The 19,309-nt window shown below is 38.3% G+C and carries 20 protein-coding genes and 2 tRNA genes; 12 read left to right on the top strand and 10 right to left on the bottom strand.

Annotation, left to right across the window (positions count from 1 at the left end):
• Positions 1-304 (top strand): transposase (locus tag ABJH98_RS15380; protein ID WP_348308584.1); only part of this gene is annotated, 304 nt, incomplete at its 5' end.
• A 151-nt stretch (positions 305-455) separates the two neighbouring features.
• Here ABJH98_RS15380 and ABJH98_RS15375 read toward each other — a convergent pair.
• A tRNA-Glu gene (locus tag ABJH98_RS15375) sits at positions 456-527 on the bottom strand.
• Between the two features lie 193 nt (positions 528-720).
• A tRNA-Glu gene (locus tag ABJH98_RS15370) sits at positions 721-792 on the bottom strand.
• A gap of 149 nt (positions 793-941) precedes the next feature.
• Between ABJH98_RS15370 and ABJH98_RS15365 the strand changes: the two genes are divergently transcribed.
• The 3 genes from ABJH98_RS15365 to ABJH98_RS15355 are packed head-to-tail and all read left to right on the top strand — an operon-like array spanning position 942 to position 3,222.
• Positions 942-2,105: a hypothetical protein gene (locus ABJH98_RS15365; RefSeq protein ID WP_348308583.1), complete on the top strand. Its 1,164-nt coding sequence runs from the start codon at positions 942-944 to the stop codon at positions 2,103-2,105.
• 60 nt (positions 2,106-2,165) lie between these two features.
• Complete coding sequence (locus ABJH98_RS15360) at positions 2,166-2,651, top strand: RNA polymerase sigma factor (protein ID WP_348308582.1); 486 nt, start codon at positions 2,166-2,168, stop codon at positions 2,649-2,651.
• Positions 2,632-3,222, top strand: coding sequence for a hypothetical protein (locus ABJH98_RS15355; protein WP_348308581.1), 591 nt, complete (start codon positions 2,632-2,634; stop codon positions 3,220-3,222). Before ABJH98_RS15360 ends, ABJH98_RS15355 begins: the two co-directional genes overlap by 20 nt.
• Before the next feature lies 1 nt (position 3,223).
• Here the strand turns inward: ABJH98_RS15355 and ytxJ are convergent, their stop codons facing one another.
• From ytxJ to ABJH98_RS15340, 3 genes are all read right to left on the bottom strand, one after another.
• On the bottom strand, positions 3,224-3,577 hold the full coding sequence (gene ytxJ / locus ABJH98_RS15350; RefSeq protein WP_348308580.1) for a bacillithiol system redox-active protein YtxJ: 354 nt from the start codon (positions 3,575-3,577) through the stop codon (positions 3,224-3,226).
• A gap of 3 nt (positions 3,578-3,580) precedes the next feature.
• Complete coding sequence (locus ABJH98_RS15345; protein ID WP_348308579.1) at positions 3,581-4,714, bottom strand: hypothetical protein; 1,134 nt, start codon at positions 4,712-4,714, stop codon at positions 3,581-3,583.
• Between the two features lie 190 nt (positions 4,715-4,904).
• Positions 4,905-6,881, bottom strand: coding sequence for a dehydrogenase E1 component subunit alpha/beta (locus tag ABJH98_RS15340; RefSeq protein ID WP_348308578.1), 1,977 nt, complete (start codon positions 6,879-6,881; stop codon positions 4,905-4,907).
• Between the two features lie 164 nt (positions 6,882-7,045).
• Here ABJH98_RS15340 and ABJH98_RS15335 point away from each other — a divergent pair, with 164 nt between their 5' ends.
• Complete coding sequence (locus ABJH98_RS15335; protein WP_348308577.1) at positions 7,046-8,284, top strand: pitrilysin family protein; 1,239 nt, start codon at positions 7,046-7,048, stop codon at positions 8,282-8,284.
• Here the strand turns inward: ABJH98_RS15335 and ABJH98_RS15330 are convergent.
• The 4 genes from ABJH98_RS15330 to ABJH98_RS15315 all read right to left on the bottom strand — a co-directional run bounded on the left by ABJH98_RS15330 (position 8,281) and on the right by ABJH98_RS15315 (position 13,272).
• Positions 8,281-8,922 (bottom strand): thioredoxin family protein, encoded by a 642-nt coding sequence (locus ABJH98_RS15330; RefSeq protein WP_348308576.1) that lies wholly within the window; start codon positions 8,920-8,922, stop codon positions 8,281-8,283. The two genes, ABJH98_RS15335 and ABJH98_RS15330, sit on opposite strands and share 4 nt — an antisense overlap.
• Before the next feature lie 6 nt (positions 8,923-8,928).
• Positions 8,929-9,426 carry a TlpA disulfide reductase family protein gene (locus ABJH98_RS15325; RefSeq protein ID WP_348308575.1) on the bottom strand — a complete coding sequence of 166 codons (498 nt, stop codon included), beginning with the start codon at positions 9,424-9,426 and terminating at the stop codon, positions 8,929-8,931.
• Between the two features lie 297 nt (positions 9,427-9,723).
• Complete coding sequence (locus ABJH98_RS15320) at positions 9,724-11,499, bottom strand: chloride channel protein (protein WP_348308574.1); 1,776 nt, start codon at positions 11,497-11,499, stop codon at positions 9,724-9,726.
• 72 nt (positions 11,500-11,571) lie between these two features.
• Complete coding sequence (locus tag ABJH98_RS15315; protein WP_348308573.1) at positions 11,572-13,272, bottom strand: M61 family peptidase; 1,701 nt, start codon at positions 13,270-13,272, stop codon at positions 11,572-11,574.
• 209 nt (positions 13,273-13,481) lie between these two features.
• Between ABJH98_RS15315 and rpmH the strand changes: the two genes are divergently transcribed.
• The 7 genes from rpmH to ABJH98_RS15280 all read left to right on the top strand — a co-directional run bounded on the left by rpmH (position 13,482) and on the right by ABJH98_RS15280 (position 18,803).
• On the top strand, positions 13,482-13,640 hold the full coding sequence (rpmH, locus tag ABJH98_RS15310; RefSeq protein WP_084372201.1) for a 50S ribosomal protein L34: 159 nt from the start codon (positions 13,482-13,484) through the stop codon (positions 13,638-13,640).
• A 28-nt stretch (positions 13,641-13,668) separates the two neighbouring features.
• Positions 13,669-14,070 (top strand): ribonuclease P protein component, encoded by a 402-nt coding sequence (gene rnpA / locus ABJH98_RS15305; protein WP_348308572.1) that lies wholly within the window; start codon positions 13,669-13,671, stop codon positions 14,068-14,070.
• Between the two features lie 26 nt (positions 14,071-14,096).
• The gene (locus ABJH98_RS15300; RefSeq protein WP_348308571.1) at positions 14,097-15,743 is read left to right on the top strand and encodes a S41 family peptidase; all 1,647 of its coding nucleotides are present in this window, start codon (positions 14,097-14,099) and stop codon (positions 15,741-15,743) included.
• A gap of 10 nt (positions 15,744-15,753) precedes the next feature.
• The gene (gene tsaB / locus ABJH98_RS15295; RefSeq protein WP_348308570.1) at positions 15,754-16,431 is read left to right on the top strand and encodes a tRNA (adenosine(37)-N6)-threonylcarbamoyltransferase complex dimerization subunit type 1 TsaB; all 678 of its coding nucleotides are present in this window, start codon (positions 15,754-15,756) and stop codon (positions 16,429-16,431) included.
• Positions 16,431-16,946, top strand: coding sequence for a DUF2480 family protein (locus tag ABJH98_RS15290; RefSeq protein WP_348308569.1), 516 nt, complete (start codon positions 16,431-16,433; stop codon positions 16,944-16,946). The genes tsaB and ABJH98_RS15290 overlap by 1 nt, the downstream gene beginning before the upstream one ends.
• Positions 16,947-17,007: 61 nt before the next feature.
• Positions 17,008-17,757 (top strand): segregation/condensation protein A, encoded by a 750-nt coding sequence (locus tag ABJH98_RS15285; protein WP_348308568.1) that lies wholly within the window; start codon positions 17,008-17,010, stop codon positions 17,755-17,757.
• Positions 17,757-18,803 carry a lysylphosphatidylglycerol synthase transmembrane domain-containing protein gene (locus ABJH98_RS15280; protein WP_348308567.1) on the top strand — a complete coding sequence of 349 codons (1,047 nt, stop codon included), beginning with the start codon at positions 17,757-17,759 and terminating at the stop codon, positions 18,801-18,803. Before ABJH98_RS15285 ends, ABJH98_RS15280 begins: the two co-directional genes overlap by 1 nt.
• Before the next feature lie 52 nt (positions 18,804-18,855).
• On the opposite strand, the gene ABJH98_RS15275 is transcribed toward ABJH98_RS15280, so the two are convergent.
• Entirely contained in the window at positions 18,856-19,275 is a 420-nt protein-coding gene (locus ABJH98_RS15275; protein WP_348308566.1) for a nucleoside-diphosphate kinase, read from the bottom strand.
• Positions 19,276-19,309: the final 34 nt, after the last annotated feature.

Genomic DNA, 19,309 nt, shown 5'->3' with positions numbered 1-19,309 from the left:
TGAGAAATACAAATTCCATGATCCAACGGGTATCTATTTTGTGACAAGCACGGTTGTGCATTGGATTGACCTGTTTACAAGAAATGAATTCAAGCATATCATTGTTGATTCGTTGAAATATTGTCAAAAGGAGAAAGGGTTGCTCATTCATGCTTGGGTATTGATGCCGAGTCATTTGCATATGGTTATTAGCACAAAGGGTAAGTCTTTGGAATCGATTATGCGAGACTTCAAGAAACATACCGCTAGAGCCATCATCAAAGCGCTCGATAGAATCATGAAAGCAGAAAAGAGTGGCTACTGAGGGCGTTTGAAAAATCCCGCTCGGTCGCATATGCTATGCGACTGTAAGCTTAAAGGGCATTTGTAATGCCCTAAGAGGAACAGAAATCCCCACTGGCTCGCCATGGGAGACACATGGAAATAAAAAAGCCACTCCATTGAGTGGCTTTTTGTAGTCCGTAGGGGAATCGAACCCCTGTTACCAGGATGAAAACCTGGCGTCCTAACCCCTAGACGAACGGACCATTACTGTATCAAAATAAAAGGACGACAAATCGTCCTATTTTACTGTAGTTCGTAGGGGAATCGATGGCATCGGCCAACCGCCCCTGTTGCCATCATGAAAACCTGGTGCGGCCGGCTAGGATCCTAAGTCCTAGACGAACAGACATTAAATGATGTCAAAATAAAAGGATGACGATTCATCCTTTGTCACTGTAGTCCGTAGGGGAATCGAACCCCTGTTACCAGGATGAAAACCTGGCGTCCTAACCCCTAGACGAACGGACCATTTTGTAATGGTCTGCAAAAGTAAACTGCTTTTTATCTTTTCCAAAGGCTTGGTATAAAAAGGTGAAATTATTTTCAAAAGAGTTAATAATTTATTTCTTCATATATCAAATATTGCCAATAGCAAATGGTGTGATTAAGTTTAGGGCATGGAATTGATCGAGGTAAAAAGCAAGCAGGAGCAGCAAGAATTTGTGGAGATGGCTGTGGGCTTATACAAAAATGAGAAATATTGGATTCGCCCTTTAGATAAGGATGTACATGCGGTTTTTGATAAGCAAAAAAATAAAACTTTCAAGTTTGGGAAGTGCGTTCGCTGGTTGTTGAAGAAAGATGGGCAAACCATCGGACGGATTGCTGCCTTTGTGAATGACAAAACAAAAGATAAGGATAACGATCAGCCTACTGGTGGTTGTGGTTTTTTCGAATGTATCAATGATCAAGAAGCAGCCAATTTACTTTTTGATACGGCCAGAGATTGGCTGAAGGAGCAAGGGATGGAAGCTATGGATGGTCCGATCAATTTTGGAGATCGTGACAAGTGGTGGGGATTGCTGGTTGATGGGTTTGATATTGAGCCAAACTATCAATGCAATTATCAATTTCCATATTATCAAGCGTTATTCGAGAATTACGGTTTTCAAGTTTATTTCAAGCAATTTACCTTTATCAGAAATACATTTGATCCGTTTCACCCTCGGATCATGCAAAAAGCCGATGTGCTGAATAAAGACCCAGATTATTCTTTTGAGCACATGAAATTGAATAATCTAGAGAAATACACAGAAGATTTTAGGCAAGTGTATAATGTGGCCTGGGCTAATCATGATGGTGTCGCTGAAATGTCGAAGGAACAATCTCAGGCAATCATGAAACAGATGAAACCAATCATAGATGAGAAAATCATTTGGTTTGCTTACTACAAAGGTGACCCTGTAGCTTTTTACCTCAACCTACCCGAGGTCAATCAAGTATTTAAGCATGTCAATGGAAAACTAGATCTGATTGGCAAATTGAAATTTGTCTGGCATAAGTGGAGAAAGACGAACAAAAAAATGCTTGGTTTGGTATTTGGTGTCGCGCCAGCACATCAGGGCAAAGGACTCGATGGCGCATTGGTCATGGCTACTGCACAAATGGTTCAGAAAGACTACAAGAGGTACCCTATTTTAGAAATGAATTGGATCGGGGATTTTAATCGAAAAATGATATTAGTGGTGAAGCAAGTGGGAGGTGAAATTGGTAAAACTCATCATACCTATCGATACCTATTTGATAGAAATAAGCCGTTTGAGCGAATGCCAATAAAATAAATAAACAATCTGTAATAAAAATCCATTTTGGCCAACCTACCGGCTAGCAATCAATCATATATGAAATCTGATTTTCAGGGATTTTTGGATAATAATCATCGCATCATCGCGAAGGTCTGTCGGATTTATACGGATAGCACCGATGATTTTAATGACTATTATCAGGAATGTATTGTACAGCTCTGGCGCTCCTTCGATTCCTTTCGTGGTGCATCAAAATTGAGCACCTGGACTTATCGGGTGTGTTTGAATGTTTGTCTGTCCCAACTCAGAAGTAAGAAACGAACCATACCAACTGAGAATAGAGAAATCCCTGATGTAGTGGATGAGGATAGTGCACTTCAAGAGGAGAGGGTGCAGGAACTTTATAAGGCCATCAAGTTGCTGAGAGAATCGGATCGAGCAATTATCCTTCTGTACTTGGAGGAAAAAAGCTATAAGGAAATGGCAGAAATCTTGGGTATTACGGTAACCAATGTGGGCGCCAAAGTGAATAGAGTAAAGGCACAGCTAAAAAAAATCATCGATGAAAGATTTGGACATTAAGGACATTTGGAAAGATGGGAATGCTGCAGACGAAAAAGTCTATGCGAAGCCAGAAATTGATAGAATGATTCGTAAAGGGTCAAGTAGTTTGGTGCATCGTTTTATAAAAACTTTGTCAGTAGAATTATGGTTGAATCTTGTTGTATTAACTTTTTTCAGCCTTGGGTTATTGTATACTAAACAGTGGGTTATAGGCGGAGGAATGATGGTTTTGAATGCACTCTTTTTTGTCTATTACCGTAATTTGATTAATATTTTAAAGAAGGAAGAAATTGATAGTTCGGTATTAGAACATCTATATACCATTCAGAGAATTGTAAAACGATTTATTCTCCACTATAAAATTGCCAGTTTTGTATTGGCTATTTTGGTGGTAGCAGCTGTTTTTTATCTAGATGGAAATGAGTTTTATATTAAATTCACGAATGACCCAAAATCGTTCATCATTGGCTTAGCCAGTGGCGTATTGGTGGCTATTCCATTTACATTTTATGTGATTCATCTATTGTATGGCAAAAAGGCCAGAAAACTGGCCTATATGATTGAATCTTTAGAACAAAAAGAAGATTGATCTAGGCAGTAACTAAGCTGTCGAATACTCTTTTTATTTCGTGATAAGCGATTCCCATGTGAGAATTGTGATAAATGCACTTACCATCCGAAATAATCAATACTTGTGGAGATTCGTGTGGTACATCGAAGGTATGGGCAATGTAATCCGAAACGTCTCTGTGTTGAATCAAATCTAAATGATAGATATCCAATGTAGGTATCTCATCTGCATTCCATGATCGCTCCAATCTATTTTCTGCCATGGCACTTACGCTGCATCGCGTACTATGCTTGAATATTAATGACGGTTGGTCAGAAGATGAGGCCTTAATCTCATCTATTTGCTCTTTGGCTGTTAATTGATTCCAGTTCATTTTTTAATTATTCCAAATTTCTATTTCGTCCTTATCGAACTTAGCTTTTTTAGTTTTTTTCTTAACAGCGTCTGGTTGAATTTTGTTCCCAAACGTACGAACCCAAACTACATTAAATTTTCTTTTGGTATTTCTGACTGTTCGACTTTTGTAATACTTCGCAGATAGATAATTGGCGCTAGGGTGCATCTGGCTCTTTTTACGCATTTTTTTTGTTTTCAGTTCATAATTAGCCATCTGCGCATTTGGAGAAAACCTTAAATTTCTGTTGGTAAATTTTTTATAACTCTTGATGTTTTGATTGTGATCGCCTACATGAAAAGGCTTTTGATATTTATTCTTCATCACGCCGGCATATTGAGAATTTGGACCTGGCTTATGTTTTGGTGGTTTTCGATATAGATTTATGCTCGGCAAGAATCCTTTTTTCCGATTGCCCGCTGGTTTGGTTCTACTATAAGTAGGAGGTACGGTAAATCTTGGTTTTACCACCACCACTTTACCAGCTTGTTTCCATTGTGAATAACGCGGGTTGACATTCCTGCCTTTTACTTCACCAGCATTGGTTTGAGTGAACCTAGGGCTTATTTTTTTGGATTTCACATTACCCGCATTAGCTACGCTAAACCTAGGGCTAATCTTTTTACCTTTCACCTGTCCCGCGTTAAGAACAGAATACCTGGGATTTACTTTCCGATCCATGCCAGCACCTGCATGGCTTTGTGTGTACCTTACATTAATCTTCTTGCCTTTAAATTGGCCAGCATTTGCCACCGAATATCTTGGTGCCACTTTTCTGTCCATCCCTTTTCCAGCCCGACTTTGTGTATATCTAATATTTAGCTTTTTGCCTCTCGATTGACCAGCAGTAAAAACGGAGTATTTAGGATTTATATTCCGATTAGACCCTTCATTTGAAGAGGTTTTGGAGTATTTCGTCTTTCCAGCTGCAACGGTTTTGTGTTTACCACTTGGGCCTTTGATCTTGGCCTTCTTTTTGAATTGAAGGAATCCAGACTCCCTTCTTGCCGTTTTGAGCTTATTGCGATCTGTCAAAAGTTGCGCGTACGAGATGTGTCCCGAGGCCATTAAAATGCCTGCGAATAACAAAAAAACATACAGTCGCTTGTTTAACATATATCCTCTCTACGCAATATAAACGGGAAGTTAACAAATATATTGAACCCACTGAAGCTTCTGAACCGTGCTTCTTTCTCAAAGCATCCTTGGTAAAGAATTCTAATTTCCTACACCTTAGCTGTTCAAGTTGGAGTCACGATGCTTAGAGCGGGTCGAACTCAATATTAGAGTTTACAAAGTTAGACGGTTAGTATTCCAAAAGGGCTTTTATTTTAGTTTTAAAACGCTCCTTGGGTAGGAAATTTTGTTCGAGATGTGGAGCAAATGGTATCGGAGTATCCAAACTAGCTTCTCGCATTACAGGCGCATCAAGGTCCTGGAAATGATGTTCGCTAATCCAGGCTGCCAATTCAGCCCCTATTCCACCTGTCAGGCAATCTTCGTGCAAAACAATAACTTTGTTAGTTTTCTTGACCGTTTTTGCCACGGCATCCTTATCCCAGGGAAGTAATGTGCGCAAGTCCAGAATGTCAGCCTCAATGCCCAATTCTGATACTATATCCTTTGCCCAATGTACTCCCATGCCATAGGTTATGACCGATAGATTTGAGCCTTCTTTGACTAATTTGGCTTTTCCTACTTCTATCGTGTAGTAGTCCTCTGGAATTTCTTCGGAAATGGCTCGGTACAAAGCTTTGTGTTCAAAAAACAAATAAGGATTAGGGTCTTCGATAGCCGCATTCAATAAGCCTTTGGCATCATAAGGATTAGATGGGTAGACTATTTTTAGGCCGGGTGTATGAAAAAACCAGGCTTCGTTGGATTGAGAATGAAAAGGGCCAGCAGCAACCCCTGCACCCGTTGGCATTCGAACTACAACGTCGGCATTTTGTCCCCATCGCCAATGAATTTTAGCCAAATTATTGATAATCTGGTTAAAGCCGCAGGTTACGAAATCTGCAAACTGCATTTCCACCATAGACTTAATGCCTTGAATGGAAAGACCTAATGCACTCCCTACAATTGCCGATTCACACAATGGTGTATTTCGAACCCTTTCTTCACCAAATTGATCGACAAACCCTTCTGTGATTTTGAACACACCTCCGTATTTGCCAATGTCTTGCCCCATGAGCACCATTTCAGGATACTTTTCCATGCTTTGTCGCAAACCATCTGATATGGCATCTATAAATCGTTTGTCGGATTTTTTGTCTGATTTAGGAGCAATTGATTTTTGATCAAAGGGGGAGAATAAATCGCTTACTTCTTTATCGGTCGAAACTTCTATAAGCCCTTCTTCATTAGCCAATTTCAGCCCTTCTTCAATCGATGCTTTGATACTGACCACAAGGTCTTCCTGAGTTTTTTTATCTAGTATTTTTTCATCAATCAAATACCTTTCAAAGTTGTCCACAGGATCTTTTTTCGACCACTCGTCTTGAAGCCCTTTAGGGTAATACTTGGTTCCGCTAGCTTCTTCATGTCCCCTCATTCTGAAAGTCATACATTCAATCAGGATGGGTTCATTTTTTTTCTTCATTGACTTGGAAGCCTCTGAAATAGCATGATAAACTTCCAACAAATTATTACCATCTACTTGTTTGGTTTTGATGCCGTATCCTGGTCCTTTTTGGGTAAAAGAGTCAAAATTGAATTGTTGATTACTAGGTGTGCTCAGCCCCCAACAATTGTTTTCTACTACGAAAATGACCGGCAATTGCCAAACAGAAGCCACATTGAGTGCTTCGTGAAAATCACCTTCACTAGCACCTCCATCACCACTAAAAACGAGTGTGGATTTTTTATTTTTTCTCAATTTGTGAGCCAAAGCGATCCCGTCTGCAATCCCTAACTGCGGTCCTAAATGAGAAATCATTCCGACTAGATGATGTTCCTTAGATCCAAAATGAAAGGATCGGTCTCTGCCTTGTGTAAAACCACTGGCTTTCCCCTGAAATTGAGCAAACAGCCGATGTAGTGGGATTTCACGAGTAGTGAAAATGCCGAGATTTCGGTGCATGGGTAAAATGTATTCGTCTTTATCCATGGCCAGTGCAGATCCTACAGAAATGGCTTCTTGGCCCATGCCAGAAAACCATTTGCTGATCTTTCCCTGACGGAGTAAAATCAACATTTTTTCTTCTATGAGTCTGGGGAGAAGTAAGTTTTTGTAAAAAGAAAGAAGTTGCTGGTTGGTGAGTTTCTTCCGGTCAAATTTCATTGGGCATGCATTGGGTTGCTTAACAATTGTTTCTGGACGAGCCAATCACAAATCTAACCTTTTGATCGAGTTGGTTAATGGTTCACAATGAAATTTTATTGAATGTATCAATATAGTATAGATTCATCCGATTGCGACCTATTTTTACGCCCAGAAGGAAAACTATGAAATACGAAAAATTTACATTGGACAACGGGCTCCAAGTAGTGGTACATGAAGATCATTCTACAAAAGTAGCAGTGCTGAATGTCTTGTATAATGTGGGCTCTAGAGATGAGGATGAAAACAAAACAGGTTTTGCTCATTTGTTTGAACATTTGATGTTTGGAGGGTCTGTCAATATTCCCTCTTACGATGAGCCCTTGCAAAAAGTGGGTGGTGAGAACAATGCCTTCACTACACCTGATTATACGAATTATTATATTTCCATTCCTTCTAACAATTTGGAAACCGCTTTTTGGCTGGAATCTGATCGGATGCTTAGTTTGGCATTTGATCCTCAGTCACTCGAAGTGCAGCGAAAAGTGGTGATTGAAGAGTTTAAACAGCGATATTTGGATCAGCCTTACGGCGATGCCTGGCTCAATTTGAAGCCTATGGCTTATAAAACCCATCCGTATAGATGGAATACCATCGGAAAAGAGATTTCGCATATCGAAGAAGCCACTATGGAAGATGTAAAGGCGTTTTTTAAGAAGTTCTATATTCCTAATAATGCGATTCTAGTAGTAGCTGGGGACGTTACTTTAGATCAGGTTAAATCCATGTCAGAAAAATGGTTCGGATCTATACCTGCTGGCGAACCATATGTCAGGGATTTGCCTCAAGAATCATTGCAGATTGAGCATAGATCTAAAACTATTGATGGCAAGGTGCCAATGAATGCGTTTTATAGAGCTTATCACATGCCAGACCGTTTGCATGAAAAATATCATACCATTGATCTGTTGAGTGATGTATTAGGAAGAGGTAAATCTTCTCGGCTTTATACTAAATTGGTCAAGGAAAAGAAGCTTTTGAATTCTATTAGTGCGAGTATCACAGGTTCGATTGAAGCAGGTTTGTTAGTTATTTCTGGCAAACTTAAAGATGGAGTTACTTTTGATCAAGTTGATAAAATTGTGGATGAGGAAATTGAAACCTTTTTAATAGACGGTTTATATCCGGAGGAACTGGATAAAGTGAAAATGCAAGCGGAGTCTTCTCATGTTTTTTCTGAAGTAGAACTCCTCAATCGGGCCATGAGTTTAGCCTACTATACCTTACTAGGAAATACTGAGTTGGTCAATAAGGAAACACAACTCATTAATGAAGTTTCGGAAGAGGCCTTGCTTGTGGAGGCAAAAAAAATGTTGAACAAAACAAATTGCTCAACATTGTATTATCAGAAAAAGGACGCTTAAGCATCCTTCCATTTTATTGTACAGCCAACAGCCTTAGTAGAAGTTACTTTTGGTGCTTTGCCGTCAAGTAAACTATCTACTGCATCCTCGACATATTTTTGAGTAACAGCATCCGCATCTTTATGATTGTTGTCTATAGCTCCGATGTATGAAACAGCAAGCCCTTTCGGTTTTTTATTCAAGACGTAAACATGTGGAGTGCGTGTAGCGCCATAGGCAGTAGCAACTGCTTGGCTTTCGTCATATAAATATGGAAACGAATACCCTTTGTTTTTTGACCTTTTAGCCATTTCTTCGAATGAATCGTCTGGCTGTTTGGTCGCGTCATTAGGATTGATGGCTAAAACTGGAAATCCTTTTGATTCATATTTTTGATTCAATAGGTCAATTCTCTCTTCGTACATTTTAGAGAATGGGCAAGTGTTGCAAGTAAATATGACAATAAAGCCCTTGGCGTCTTTGTAGTCTGCCATTGAGATAGTCCTTCCATCCACATTTTTCAATTTGAAGTCAGAAGCCATATCGCCTACATTAAAACCGACCTTTGTATTTGCAATTTTTTCTTTATTGCCACTAGCGAAAAGCACCGCTGCCATAGTAATTAGGCCGAAAACTAAAAATATATTTTTCTTCATCATATTGTGTTATTTAATAAAATTAAGATAGACTTTTTCCAATTCGTCCTCAGCGAATTCTTTTTCAATAAATTTTCTTTTTGAATTTCCTTTTGCCACCATCAATGTGGCTGGGATCGCTCCGCTCCATGAGGGATCCACTTTATCTATGAATGCGTTATAATCAGTCTCGTCTAGTAGATAGACTTTAGCCTCAATGTTCTTTTTGGCAACAAATGGTTTTAGTTTGTTTTCTAAGTCCTCAACGAAATCAAAGCTTATTAAGCTCAATTCTAAATTCTCATCATTGTATTTGTTGTATAATTCCAAAAATTGAGGTAATTCCTTTATACATGGCCTGCACCACGTTGCCCAGAAGTTAATGACTTTATTTTTGTCAGATTGAGAGGATATAAGCTTGGCTAGGTCTGGATATTTAATTACTTCAATGTCTTGAGCGTGTGATTTGCTTGCTGAAAAGCAAACTAAAAACAATAGGATTACAAGAGGTTTTATTGATCTATTCATGAACATTAACAAATATAGATATTCTTTGAATTTATGCTAACGTACTCATAAATAGATAGTTGCAATTTATATGTTGCCACATTGAAAAATTCCAGCAATAGTGCTATTTCAAGAATAAGCTAGACTTATCCACAAATTAGAAAGTTATCCACATTGTTTAAATAGTAGCATTTAACTTCCACAATGTTAGGTACTTATGTTTTTTTAAGATGGTTGAAATTGTGGAAAAGGGCTTTCGAATTGAAATTCGATTGAATAGCATTCAGAGAATAGTGCAAAGAAAGAAATATGCTTCTTTTATTCTTTGTCTTGATTTATCAGTTTATTTCGGTAAGCACTAAAAATCCTTGATTTGGACAAAAAGCCAATATATTGTCCCTCATCTATTACAGGAAGGTTCCATGCTTGTGTAACTTCAAATTTATTCATGACAGTTTGCATGGAATCATCCGGGTGTACTTCAGCTGGAGGAAGCTGCATGATTTCTTTAACTACAATATTTTTTCGAGCTACTTCGTCAAACATTTTTTCTCGAATATCATCCAGAGTAATAATGCCTTCAAGCCCTCCTACATAATTAAGAACAGGAAATATGTTTCTTTTAGATTTTTTAATCAGCTGGATCATGTCTTCCAACTTAGCATCATACATGATGGTGAGTAGATCTGATTCAATAATTTTATCCACCTTCATCAAGCTTAGAACCTGCCTGTCCTTATCTCCTTGAATCAAGTCACCTTTCTCAATCAAACTTTTGGTGTACAAGGAATGCTTTTCGAAATAATTGATCGTGATGAATGATATGGCACTGACCAGCATCAGTGGCACAAATAACTCGTAACCTCCTGTTATTTCTGCAATCAAAAATATAGCAGTTAGGGGCGCATGAAGTACCCCACTCATCACTCCACACATAGCTACCAAAGTAAAATTACTGGTACTTATGGTGACTGGAAGAATAAAGTTGACTGTCTTGGCAAAAAGGTAGCCTGCTATTCCTCCCATAAATAACGAAGGGGCAAAAATTCCGCCACTTCCTCCGGATCCTATGGTTAATGCAGAGGCTACAGGTTTAACTACTAGAATAGCAAAAAGCAGAAAAATAATAATTAAGGTCTTGTCCGTGCCTCCATATATCAAGCTATTATTAAAGATGATATCATCATTGCCATTGAGCAATTGTTTGATCGTGTCATAGCCTTCACCATATATGGGGGGGAAGGTTAAGACGATCAAGGCCACACCTATCCCTCCGACCAGTGCCCGACTCCAATCGTTAGTCACTTTTTTAATCATCCTTTCGATCAAATAGGTTAGTCGAGTAAAGTGTACTGAAACAATTCCGCAGGCAATTCCTAGAAATATAAAATAGTGAACATGCTCAGCTAAAAATGGATCTTTGAGCTTAAAGGAGAACAATAAATCATCACCTAACAAGGAAAGAGATACCAAAGACCCTGTTACGGAGGACAAGAGTATGGGGATAAATTTGTTGATTGTGACATCGGTAAGAATAACTTCGATAGCAAAAATGACACCTGCTATAGGCGAATTAAAGATAGCAGAAATAGCGCCAGACGCCCCGCAGGCTATCAGAAGGGTTCTTTTTTTGTAGTTCAAGTGTGTGAGCTGTGCCAAGTTTGAACCAATGGCCGAACCCGTGACAACGATTGGTGCCTCTAGTCCTACAGACCCACCAAAACCTACGGTGATGGCACTGGTGAACATCCTGGAGTACATCATAGACCTTTTGACAATACTTGATCGTTTTGAAATGACGAAAAGTATTTGGGTAATACCATGGCCTAATTTTTCCTTGAGGACATATTTGGCCACTATTAGAGTAAGAATAATACCCGCCAATGGATAAAAAAGGTATAGAAAATCAAATCCAGAGGTATAAATGTATTGCTTGAGAATGGCCTGAATGAAATGCACTGATTCTTTTAGGGTTACAGCGGCTAGTCCTGAGACCAGACCCACAATTCCGCTAAGGATCAAAGCGAAGTTGTTGTTGCTGATATGTTTCATCCGCCATACCAGAAATTTCACCAGCAACACGTTTAATTTCATTTCAAAAAGAGCTATTGTTTACTACGAGGAAATGCATGGGCAAATGTACGTTTTTAGGCACTGAGCCAAAATTTATTTTTGATTATTTCCTAACCAGTGCAATAAATTTTCTAATTGCTCCTGACTCGCTTCTTTTTGAATGGCAATTTCATAGGAATCAAAATAAGTATTTGCCTCAACAGGCACCTCAATGACCATTTTTCTTGGTCCTCTTTTGATTTTAAAGATTGCCTGATTAGAAAGTGAAATATTCTCGTCTGAAAAGCTATTCTCGTTTAATTCCAATATTTCATCTCCAACAGAAAAGTAGTTTTCTGTATGACTGCCTGGGGCAATTTCAACAATCTTTGACCCTTGCCATTTGATGCCAAGTTTGCTCGTCAATTCATTGGAATGAGTCTTTGGTATGAGCTCACATCCTACGTTCGATAGCGCTTCCTGAATAGGTGAATCTAGACGTTCCGTGGTTTCATATAGCTTCTGTATTAGTGATTTTAAAGAATCTCCTCCAATCTGAATCAACTCCTCATACACCTGCTCTTGCGTATAACCTCCCTGGCTATAGGTATATTTTTGATACAGAGTTTTCACGACATCTATTAGACTTAATTTTTGATTAGAATTCTTTCTTATGGTCAAATCCAAGATCAATGAACAGAGTGCTCCTTTTACATATATAGAGACTTTTTTGGATGGGAATAAGTTTTTGTACCCATCCACCCACAAATTCTGACTGGATTGAATCAAAGAACTCTCGTGTCGTCCATAATTCTCGAAATGTCTATTAAAAAGAGTGTTCAGTTCTTTGAAATATTCTTCTTGATTAAACACTCCTGACTGCTTCAGAAATAAGTCTCCATAATAGGTTGTGAATCCTTCCGTCACAAATCCAGTTTTTGTCATGGTTTCCTTTTCGAATTGATAAGGAGACATTTCTTTAGGTCGAATGCGCGTGACATTCCAAGTATGAAATAACTCATGAGAAGCCACACCCATCAGTTTCTCGTAGTAAGCAGATTTATTAGTATGATCATTAGGGCCGAGAACTAAAACCGTAGAGTTTTGATGCTCTACGCCATGATAATGCGTGTAATCAAGTGAATGAATGATAAAATCGTATTGTTTGGTTGGGAATCCGTCCATGGTAGCCACCTGGCATTCACTAAATTTTTTGAAGTCACTAATAATTTTTTCATCCGAAAATGGGTAGTCTCCAAGAATTGCAATCGAAAATTTATAATCTTCAACTGCATAATTTAATATTTTCAGATCTGGGCTGGCCAATAGTGGAGAGTCAACTAATTGCAAGTAGTCTTTAGCTTTGAATTGATCAAAAGCGGTTTGACTGAGACTACAGCTCACTACATATTCTTGAGGAATATCAATAGTAAGATTTACGGGGATATTTGTATGCTCTTTAGAGTAAAAAATGCAGTTGATGAAATTGATGTAAATCTGCCGATCGTCTAAAACTGAATTTCCTGCATCCATTTTATTGGCGTAATACTGGTAACTGACAGTAATTTCATTTACTTGATTGGTTTGAATGGTCCAAATATTGGGTCTGGTCTTTTCCCACTTCAATTTTTTCCCATCGTTGTCATTGGCTGAAAACCTTTGAATATTTTCAACAAAAGTTGCCAACTCATATCTTCCGGGGCGCCACGCTGGTAGTATTAGATCAAATGTAGATTGGTTGCCTACATCAAATTTGAGTTCTATTTGTAATAGATGTGTTAAAGGATTAGGAAATGAAATATGGCAATCAATCATGTTTTATGTCTTTGTTTGCACAAATATTCAAGATTTGGATTGGATAAATCAAGAGCGCATCCTTTTATTATGAATTATTACCCAAACTATCTGATTCAGACTTTGTTATTGTCAAAAAGCTCTCTATTTTTGCACTCCATTTTTTCAAGCTGCGTCAGAAGAGTAGTTAGGGGCATTTGGAAATTTAGAGATAAAAAATACGATATAAGATGAAAAGAACATTTCAACCTTCTCAGCGAAAAAGAAGAAATAAGCACGGTTTTAAAGCCAGAATGGAAGATGTAGCCGGTAGAGCTGTTTTGAAAAGAAGAAGAGCTAAAGGCAGAAAAAAACTTACCGTATCTGATGAAAGAAAGCACAAGAAATAAGAATCTTGGTTAGCTTTATTCCTTCTTAATGGAAGGAACAAATCACACATATAGAAAATACTCCTTTCCGAAGCAGGAAAGATTGAGTAGTAAAAAATCAATTGATGCTCTTTTTACCAAAGGAGCATCTTTTTATTTTTATCCCTTTTCCGTGAGATTTCTTCTGGCTGAAGAGAATGCCACTTGTCATCAATTCATGGTAAGTGTATCGAAGAGAAATTTCAAACGAGCTGTTGATCGCAATCGAATCAAAAGATTGATACGAGAGTCTTATCGTTTACATAAGCACCTACTCAATGCGCTTTTACCCGAAGGTAAATTTTTGCTGATTGCCTATATTTACACTGGTAAAGAAATTCATCCCTTTGATTTTGTGGAATCTAAACTTGTAGATTCTTTTAAGCGTTTAAAGTCCAAAATCGATAAGTAGGAACTTAATCAAAAGATTCATTTGATATGAAGAGAACAGTAATTGGCGTAGTTGGTGTGGCATTGTTGGCAGGGCTTTTTTCTTTTACCTGGCTTGGTGGCGATCATAGTTTCGAAATATCTCGGAATCTGGACATATTCACTACACTTTATAGAGAATTGAATACGCACTATGTGGATGAGATCTCTAGTGAAGAAATAATTGGTGATGGTATAAACGCCATGTTAAAGTCATTGGATCCTTATGCTGCTTATATATCAGAAGATGATATTGAAGATTATCGAACTGCCACTACAGGAGAATATGGAGGCATTGGAGCTATTGTAGGACAACGCAACAAGGCCAATACAGTCATCATGCCTTACATTGGTTATCCAGCGCATACTGCTGGTTTGAAAATAGGTGACGAAATATTAGAGATTGATCATCAAAACCTGAAAGAAAAATCATCAAGTGAAATAAGCGAATTGCTCAAAGGACAGCCAGGTTCAGAAATTGTGCTAACAGTGAAGCGATTTGGAAAAGAAAAGCCATTTGATGTGACTCTGACTCGTTCTAAAATCACTATTGACAATGTGATGTATTATGGCATGTATAACGAGTCGATTGGTTTTATCAAATTGACGGACTTCACCACTAATGCTGGAAGTGAAGTCAAAAATGCCTTGGATAGTCTGAAAAGTGTAGGTGCCACTAAAATTATTCTTGACCTCCGAGACAATCCTGGAGGGCTCTTGGATGAAGCGGTCAAAGTGGCCAATGTATTTGTAGAGCAGGGCAAAGAAGTGGTGAGCACCAAAGGTAAAATGGCCTCATCGAATAAAACATACACGACGCCTTATGCTACTTCTGATAGTGAAATTCCGTTAGTTGTACTAACAAGCAGAGCCACTGCTTCAGCTGCTGAAATAGTTTCAGGTGTCGTACAGGACTATGATCGAGGTGTGTTGGTAGGCACGCGTACTTTCGGAAAAGGCTTAGTACAGGCAACTCGTCCACTGCCTTACAATTCACAATTAAAAATAACAACAGCTAAATACTACATCCCTAGTGGCAGATGTATTCAGGCCATTGATTACTCACACAAAAATGAAGATGGAAGTGTCGGTAAAATTCCTGATTCATTGAAAGTAGCATTTAAAACCAGCAAGGGAAGAACGGTATATGATGGTGGTGGAATAGAGCCTGATATCGCGGTTGCTTCTCAGAAATTCTCCAATTTATTGTACAATATGGTGAGTCAAAATTTGATATTCGATTATGCCACAGCGTATGCATTTAAGCACAAGAGTATTTCTTCTCCACGTCAATTTGAATTGACTGATGCAGAGTATGCTGAATTTGTGAAGTGGGTGGATGGCAAGGAGTTTAATTTGTCTTCACAAATGGATGATGCGATTAAAATACTAGTCGAAATGGCCAAAAAGGAGAAATATTATGAAGGCATGGAATCAGCCATTGATAAGCTTCGAGCCAAAGTGAGCACTTTGAAAGAAAACTATCTGGAGACCTTCAAAGATGATATTACTTACATGCTTGAAGAAGAAATAGTAAGTCGATATTATTTCCATTCTGGAATAATGGAAGCAAGTTTGGATCATGATCCCACTGTTGCAGAGGCAGCTAGAATATTGTCTGACTCCCAAGCCTATTCAGAAATTTTAAATCAATAAATATTAATCAGTGTCTTTAATCCTTGGCATAGATACTTCTACCAGTAGCGGATCTGTTGCGCTTCTCAAAGATGGGAAACTCATAGGGTCTCAGCTTTACTCAATCGAAAAGTCTCATTCATCCTTGTTGCATGTAATGATTGAGCAAATGATGAAAAATGCTGGATTTGAAATGAATGAATTGTCTGCGGTAGCTGTGGCTGAAGGCCCAGGGTCTTATACAGGGTTGCGTATTGGGGTTTCTGCGGCCAAAGGGTTGTGCTTGGCGCTGGACATACCACTAATAGCAGTCAATACATTAGAGGCACTGGCTTTTCAATTGTATCGCAGATCATCTGATCAAGTGGTTTATTGTCCTATGCTGGATGCTCGTCGCATGGAAGTTTACTCGGCTCTTTATGATTCAAATTTCACGAATATTAAAAAAACTGCTCCAGTAATTCTTGAAGAGTATGCTTATGAGGATATCCTAGAGAATCAGAAAGTGCTATTTTTTGGGGATGGCTCGAATAAATCCAAAGAAGTAATCAAGCATGAAAATGCATTTTTTGTTGACGACATCGTTCCTTCAGCCGAAGAAGTAGCACTTTTGGCATACGATAAATTTAAAAACGAGGCATTTGAAAACGTAATAAGTTTCGAGCCGTTTTATCTAAAAGAATTTAGAACCGCATCATCGTTCAAGTAATGGAAGGAGAAATCGTAAATAAGGTAGCGCAGAGTGCATTGGTCAATTTTGATCTGGAGCAATATTATGACCAGTCTCCTAGGGTGCAAATAGACATCAAGGATCAATTGTACAATGAATTAGTGCTTAGAGAAAAGGATTTTAGAGCCTTTGTTAAAGCACACGATTGGTCGAGCTATAATAACAAAAATGTTGCTGTTTATTGCAGTGTGGATGCTATAGTGCCTACTTGGGCATTTATGCTTTTATCATCAGCATTAGAACCATTTGCAAAAAATTTGGTCTTTGGCGATTTATCTCATTTAGAGAACCATCTTTTCCAACAAGCATTGACAAAAATAAAACTAGAGGATTATAAAGATCAAAAGGTGATTATTAAAGGTTGCGGGAAATTCCCAGTGCCTGAATATGCATATGTAGAAATTACACGGTTACTTAGGCCTTTAGTATCCAGTTTGATGTATGGGGAGGCATGTAGTGCGGTACCAATTTACAAAAAGCCAAAATCAAAATAAGCACTTACTTTTTCAAATCAAGTAATCGTGATACCTTTGAAACTGACTAAATGTATTGCTATTGAAATTTGAAGTCAAGCTACCGCTATTCGAAGGTCCATTCGACCTGTTACTCTTTTTCATTCAAAGGGATGAGCTTGATATCTATGATATTCCAATATCCCAAATCACTAATGATTTTCTAGATTACATCAAGCATCTCGAAAAGATGAATGTTGAAGTAGCCAGTGAGTTTATATTGGTGGCTTCCACCCTTATGAGAATCAAGTCTAAAATGCTTTTGCCAAGACCAGTTTTAGACGAAGAAGGAAACGAAATAGATCCAAGGGAGGAGTTGGTTCGACATTTATTAGAATACAAGCGATACAAGTCAGTGATTGCAGAGCTTGTTCAATTGGAGTCTGATCGACTGGATAGAGAGAAAAGAGGCAATCTGGCTAAAGAAATTCGAGCGCTTTCAGAAGTCAGTAATGTTGAGGCAGAGTTACAAAATTTGGATTTGTTTAAAATCCTCAAAGTCTATAAAAAGGTACTTCAGCGTTATGAAAGCGAACAAAACAAAGTAGAGCATAAAGTTGTTCAGTATCCATACACCATTTCTGGTCAAAAGGATCATATTCTAGTTTCTTTGAACAAGGTTCCTCGTTTAGCTTTCACCGAAGTAATGGCTGAAAGGCCAGAGAAAATAGCTGTTATTTTCAATTTTCTAGCCATTTTGGAATTGCTTCAGATGCAACAAATTCAAATTACGATTGGCGAAGGTTTTAATAATTTTTGGATTGAAAAAACGGAGACCGTAACGGCCGATTGATGGAGATTAGTAAGAAGAGTGCCTTCAAAGTTTTAAATCCTAACAATGTTTGGGTGCCGATTCTATTCGGTCTGGGAATCGTATTTCTACTATTTTATTTTGATGATAATATCACGTCTGACAACCTCAAATTGATTTTTGATGCTAAGTGGTCCTCTGTCTTTGTAGCCTTTTTGGTTCTGTTAGCTCGCGATGCCGGATATGCTTATCGTATCCGCACACTGACTAATCAAGAATTGAGTTGGAAGAGAAGTATCGTAGTCATTATTCTGTGGGAATTTGCTTCAGCGGTCACTCCGTCGGTTGTTGGTGGTACGGCAGTAGCTGTGTTTATCCTGACTTATGAAGGGATTAATTTCGGAAAATCATTGGCTTATGTCATGCTCACAGCCATTTTGGATAATTTATTTTTTGTAGTTGCTGCTCCGATCGTGATGCTACTCACCAACGGCATTATTTTTCCGTCTGTAGAAACTTTTGATTTACAAATTGGGGGGAGCTTGCAATTCTTTTTCTTTCTGAGCTATGGCCTAATCGCTATATATACATTGGTCATGTCTTATGGGTTGTTCGTTAAGCCACGAGCGTTTAAATGGTTTTTGCTAAAGATGACTTCCATGAAATGGTTGTTGAGATGGAAAGTAAAGGCCAATCAATATGGAGATGAAATTATCATAGCGTCTAGCGAAATCAAAGGTAAAATGGCTCGGTATTGGGTCAAAATTACCTTGGCTACAGTATTTATTTGGTGTGCACGATATCTCATGCTGAACAGTTTGGTGTCAGCCTATACAGAAATTACAATATCAGAGCATATGGTTATTTTTAGTCGCCAAATTATCATGTGGATTGTGATGCTGATCTCTCCAACTCCTGGTAGTTCGGGCACCGCAGAGTTTTTCTTTAATCAATTCTTCAACGAATATTTAGGAAGTTACACTTTCGTGTCAAGTATATTTTGGCGATTGATGTCTTATTATCCTTATTTGTTGCTTGGAGCAATATTCCTTCCTCGGTGGATTCGCAGTAAGTTTTTCAAGAAATAAAAAAATCCTGCCAAAAGCAGGATTTAGTATTCTTATATATGGAGAAGTTCAATTATATTTTCTCCAACTCAGAGAAGAAGAAAGCACCTTCAATTGCTGCATTTTCATCTGAATCAGATCCATGAACAGCGTTTGCTTCGATTGATTTTGCGAATATTTTTCGGATAGTACCTTCTGCCGCCTCAGCTGGGTTGGTAGCACCAATCAATTTTCTGAAATCTTCTACCGCATTGTCTTTCTCTAAAACCATGGCGATGATTGCTCCAGAGGACATGTAAGCACAAAGATCATTGTAGAATGGTCTTTCGCTGTGTACAGCATAAAATTTTCCAGCAGTCTCAGCAGTTAACTTAGTCAACTTCATTGCTTTGATTGAGAATCCTGCTTCTTCTATCATTTTGGTGATCGCTCCTGCATTGCCAGCGCTGAACGCGTCTGGCTTGATCATGGTGAATGTTTTGTTAGTAGCCATTAAATTTTAAGTCTTATTTGTTCTAAAAATCCCG

The organism is Reichenbachiella sp. (assembly GCF_039969095.1).
Lineage (GTDB): Bacteria > Bacteroidota > Bacteroidia > Cytophagales > Cyclobacteriaceae > Reichenbachiella.
Note: the sequence above shows the minus strand (reverse complement) of the source record. Positions and strands in the feature narration are given on the sequence as shown.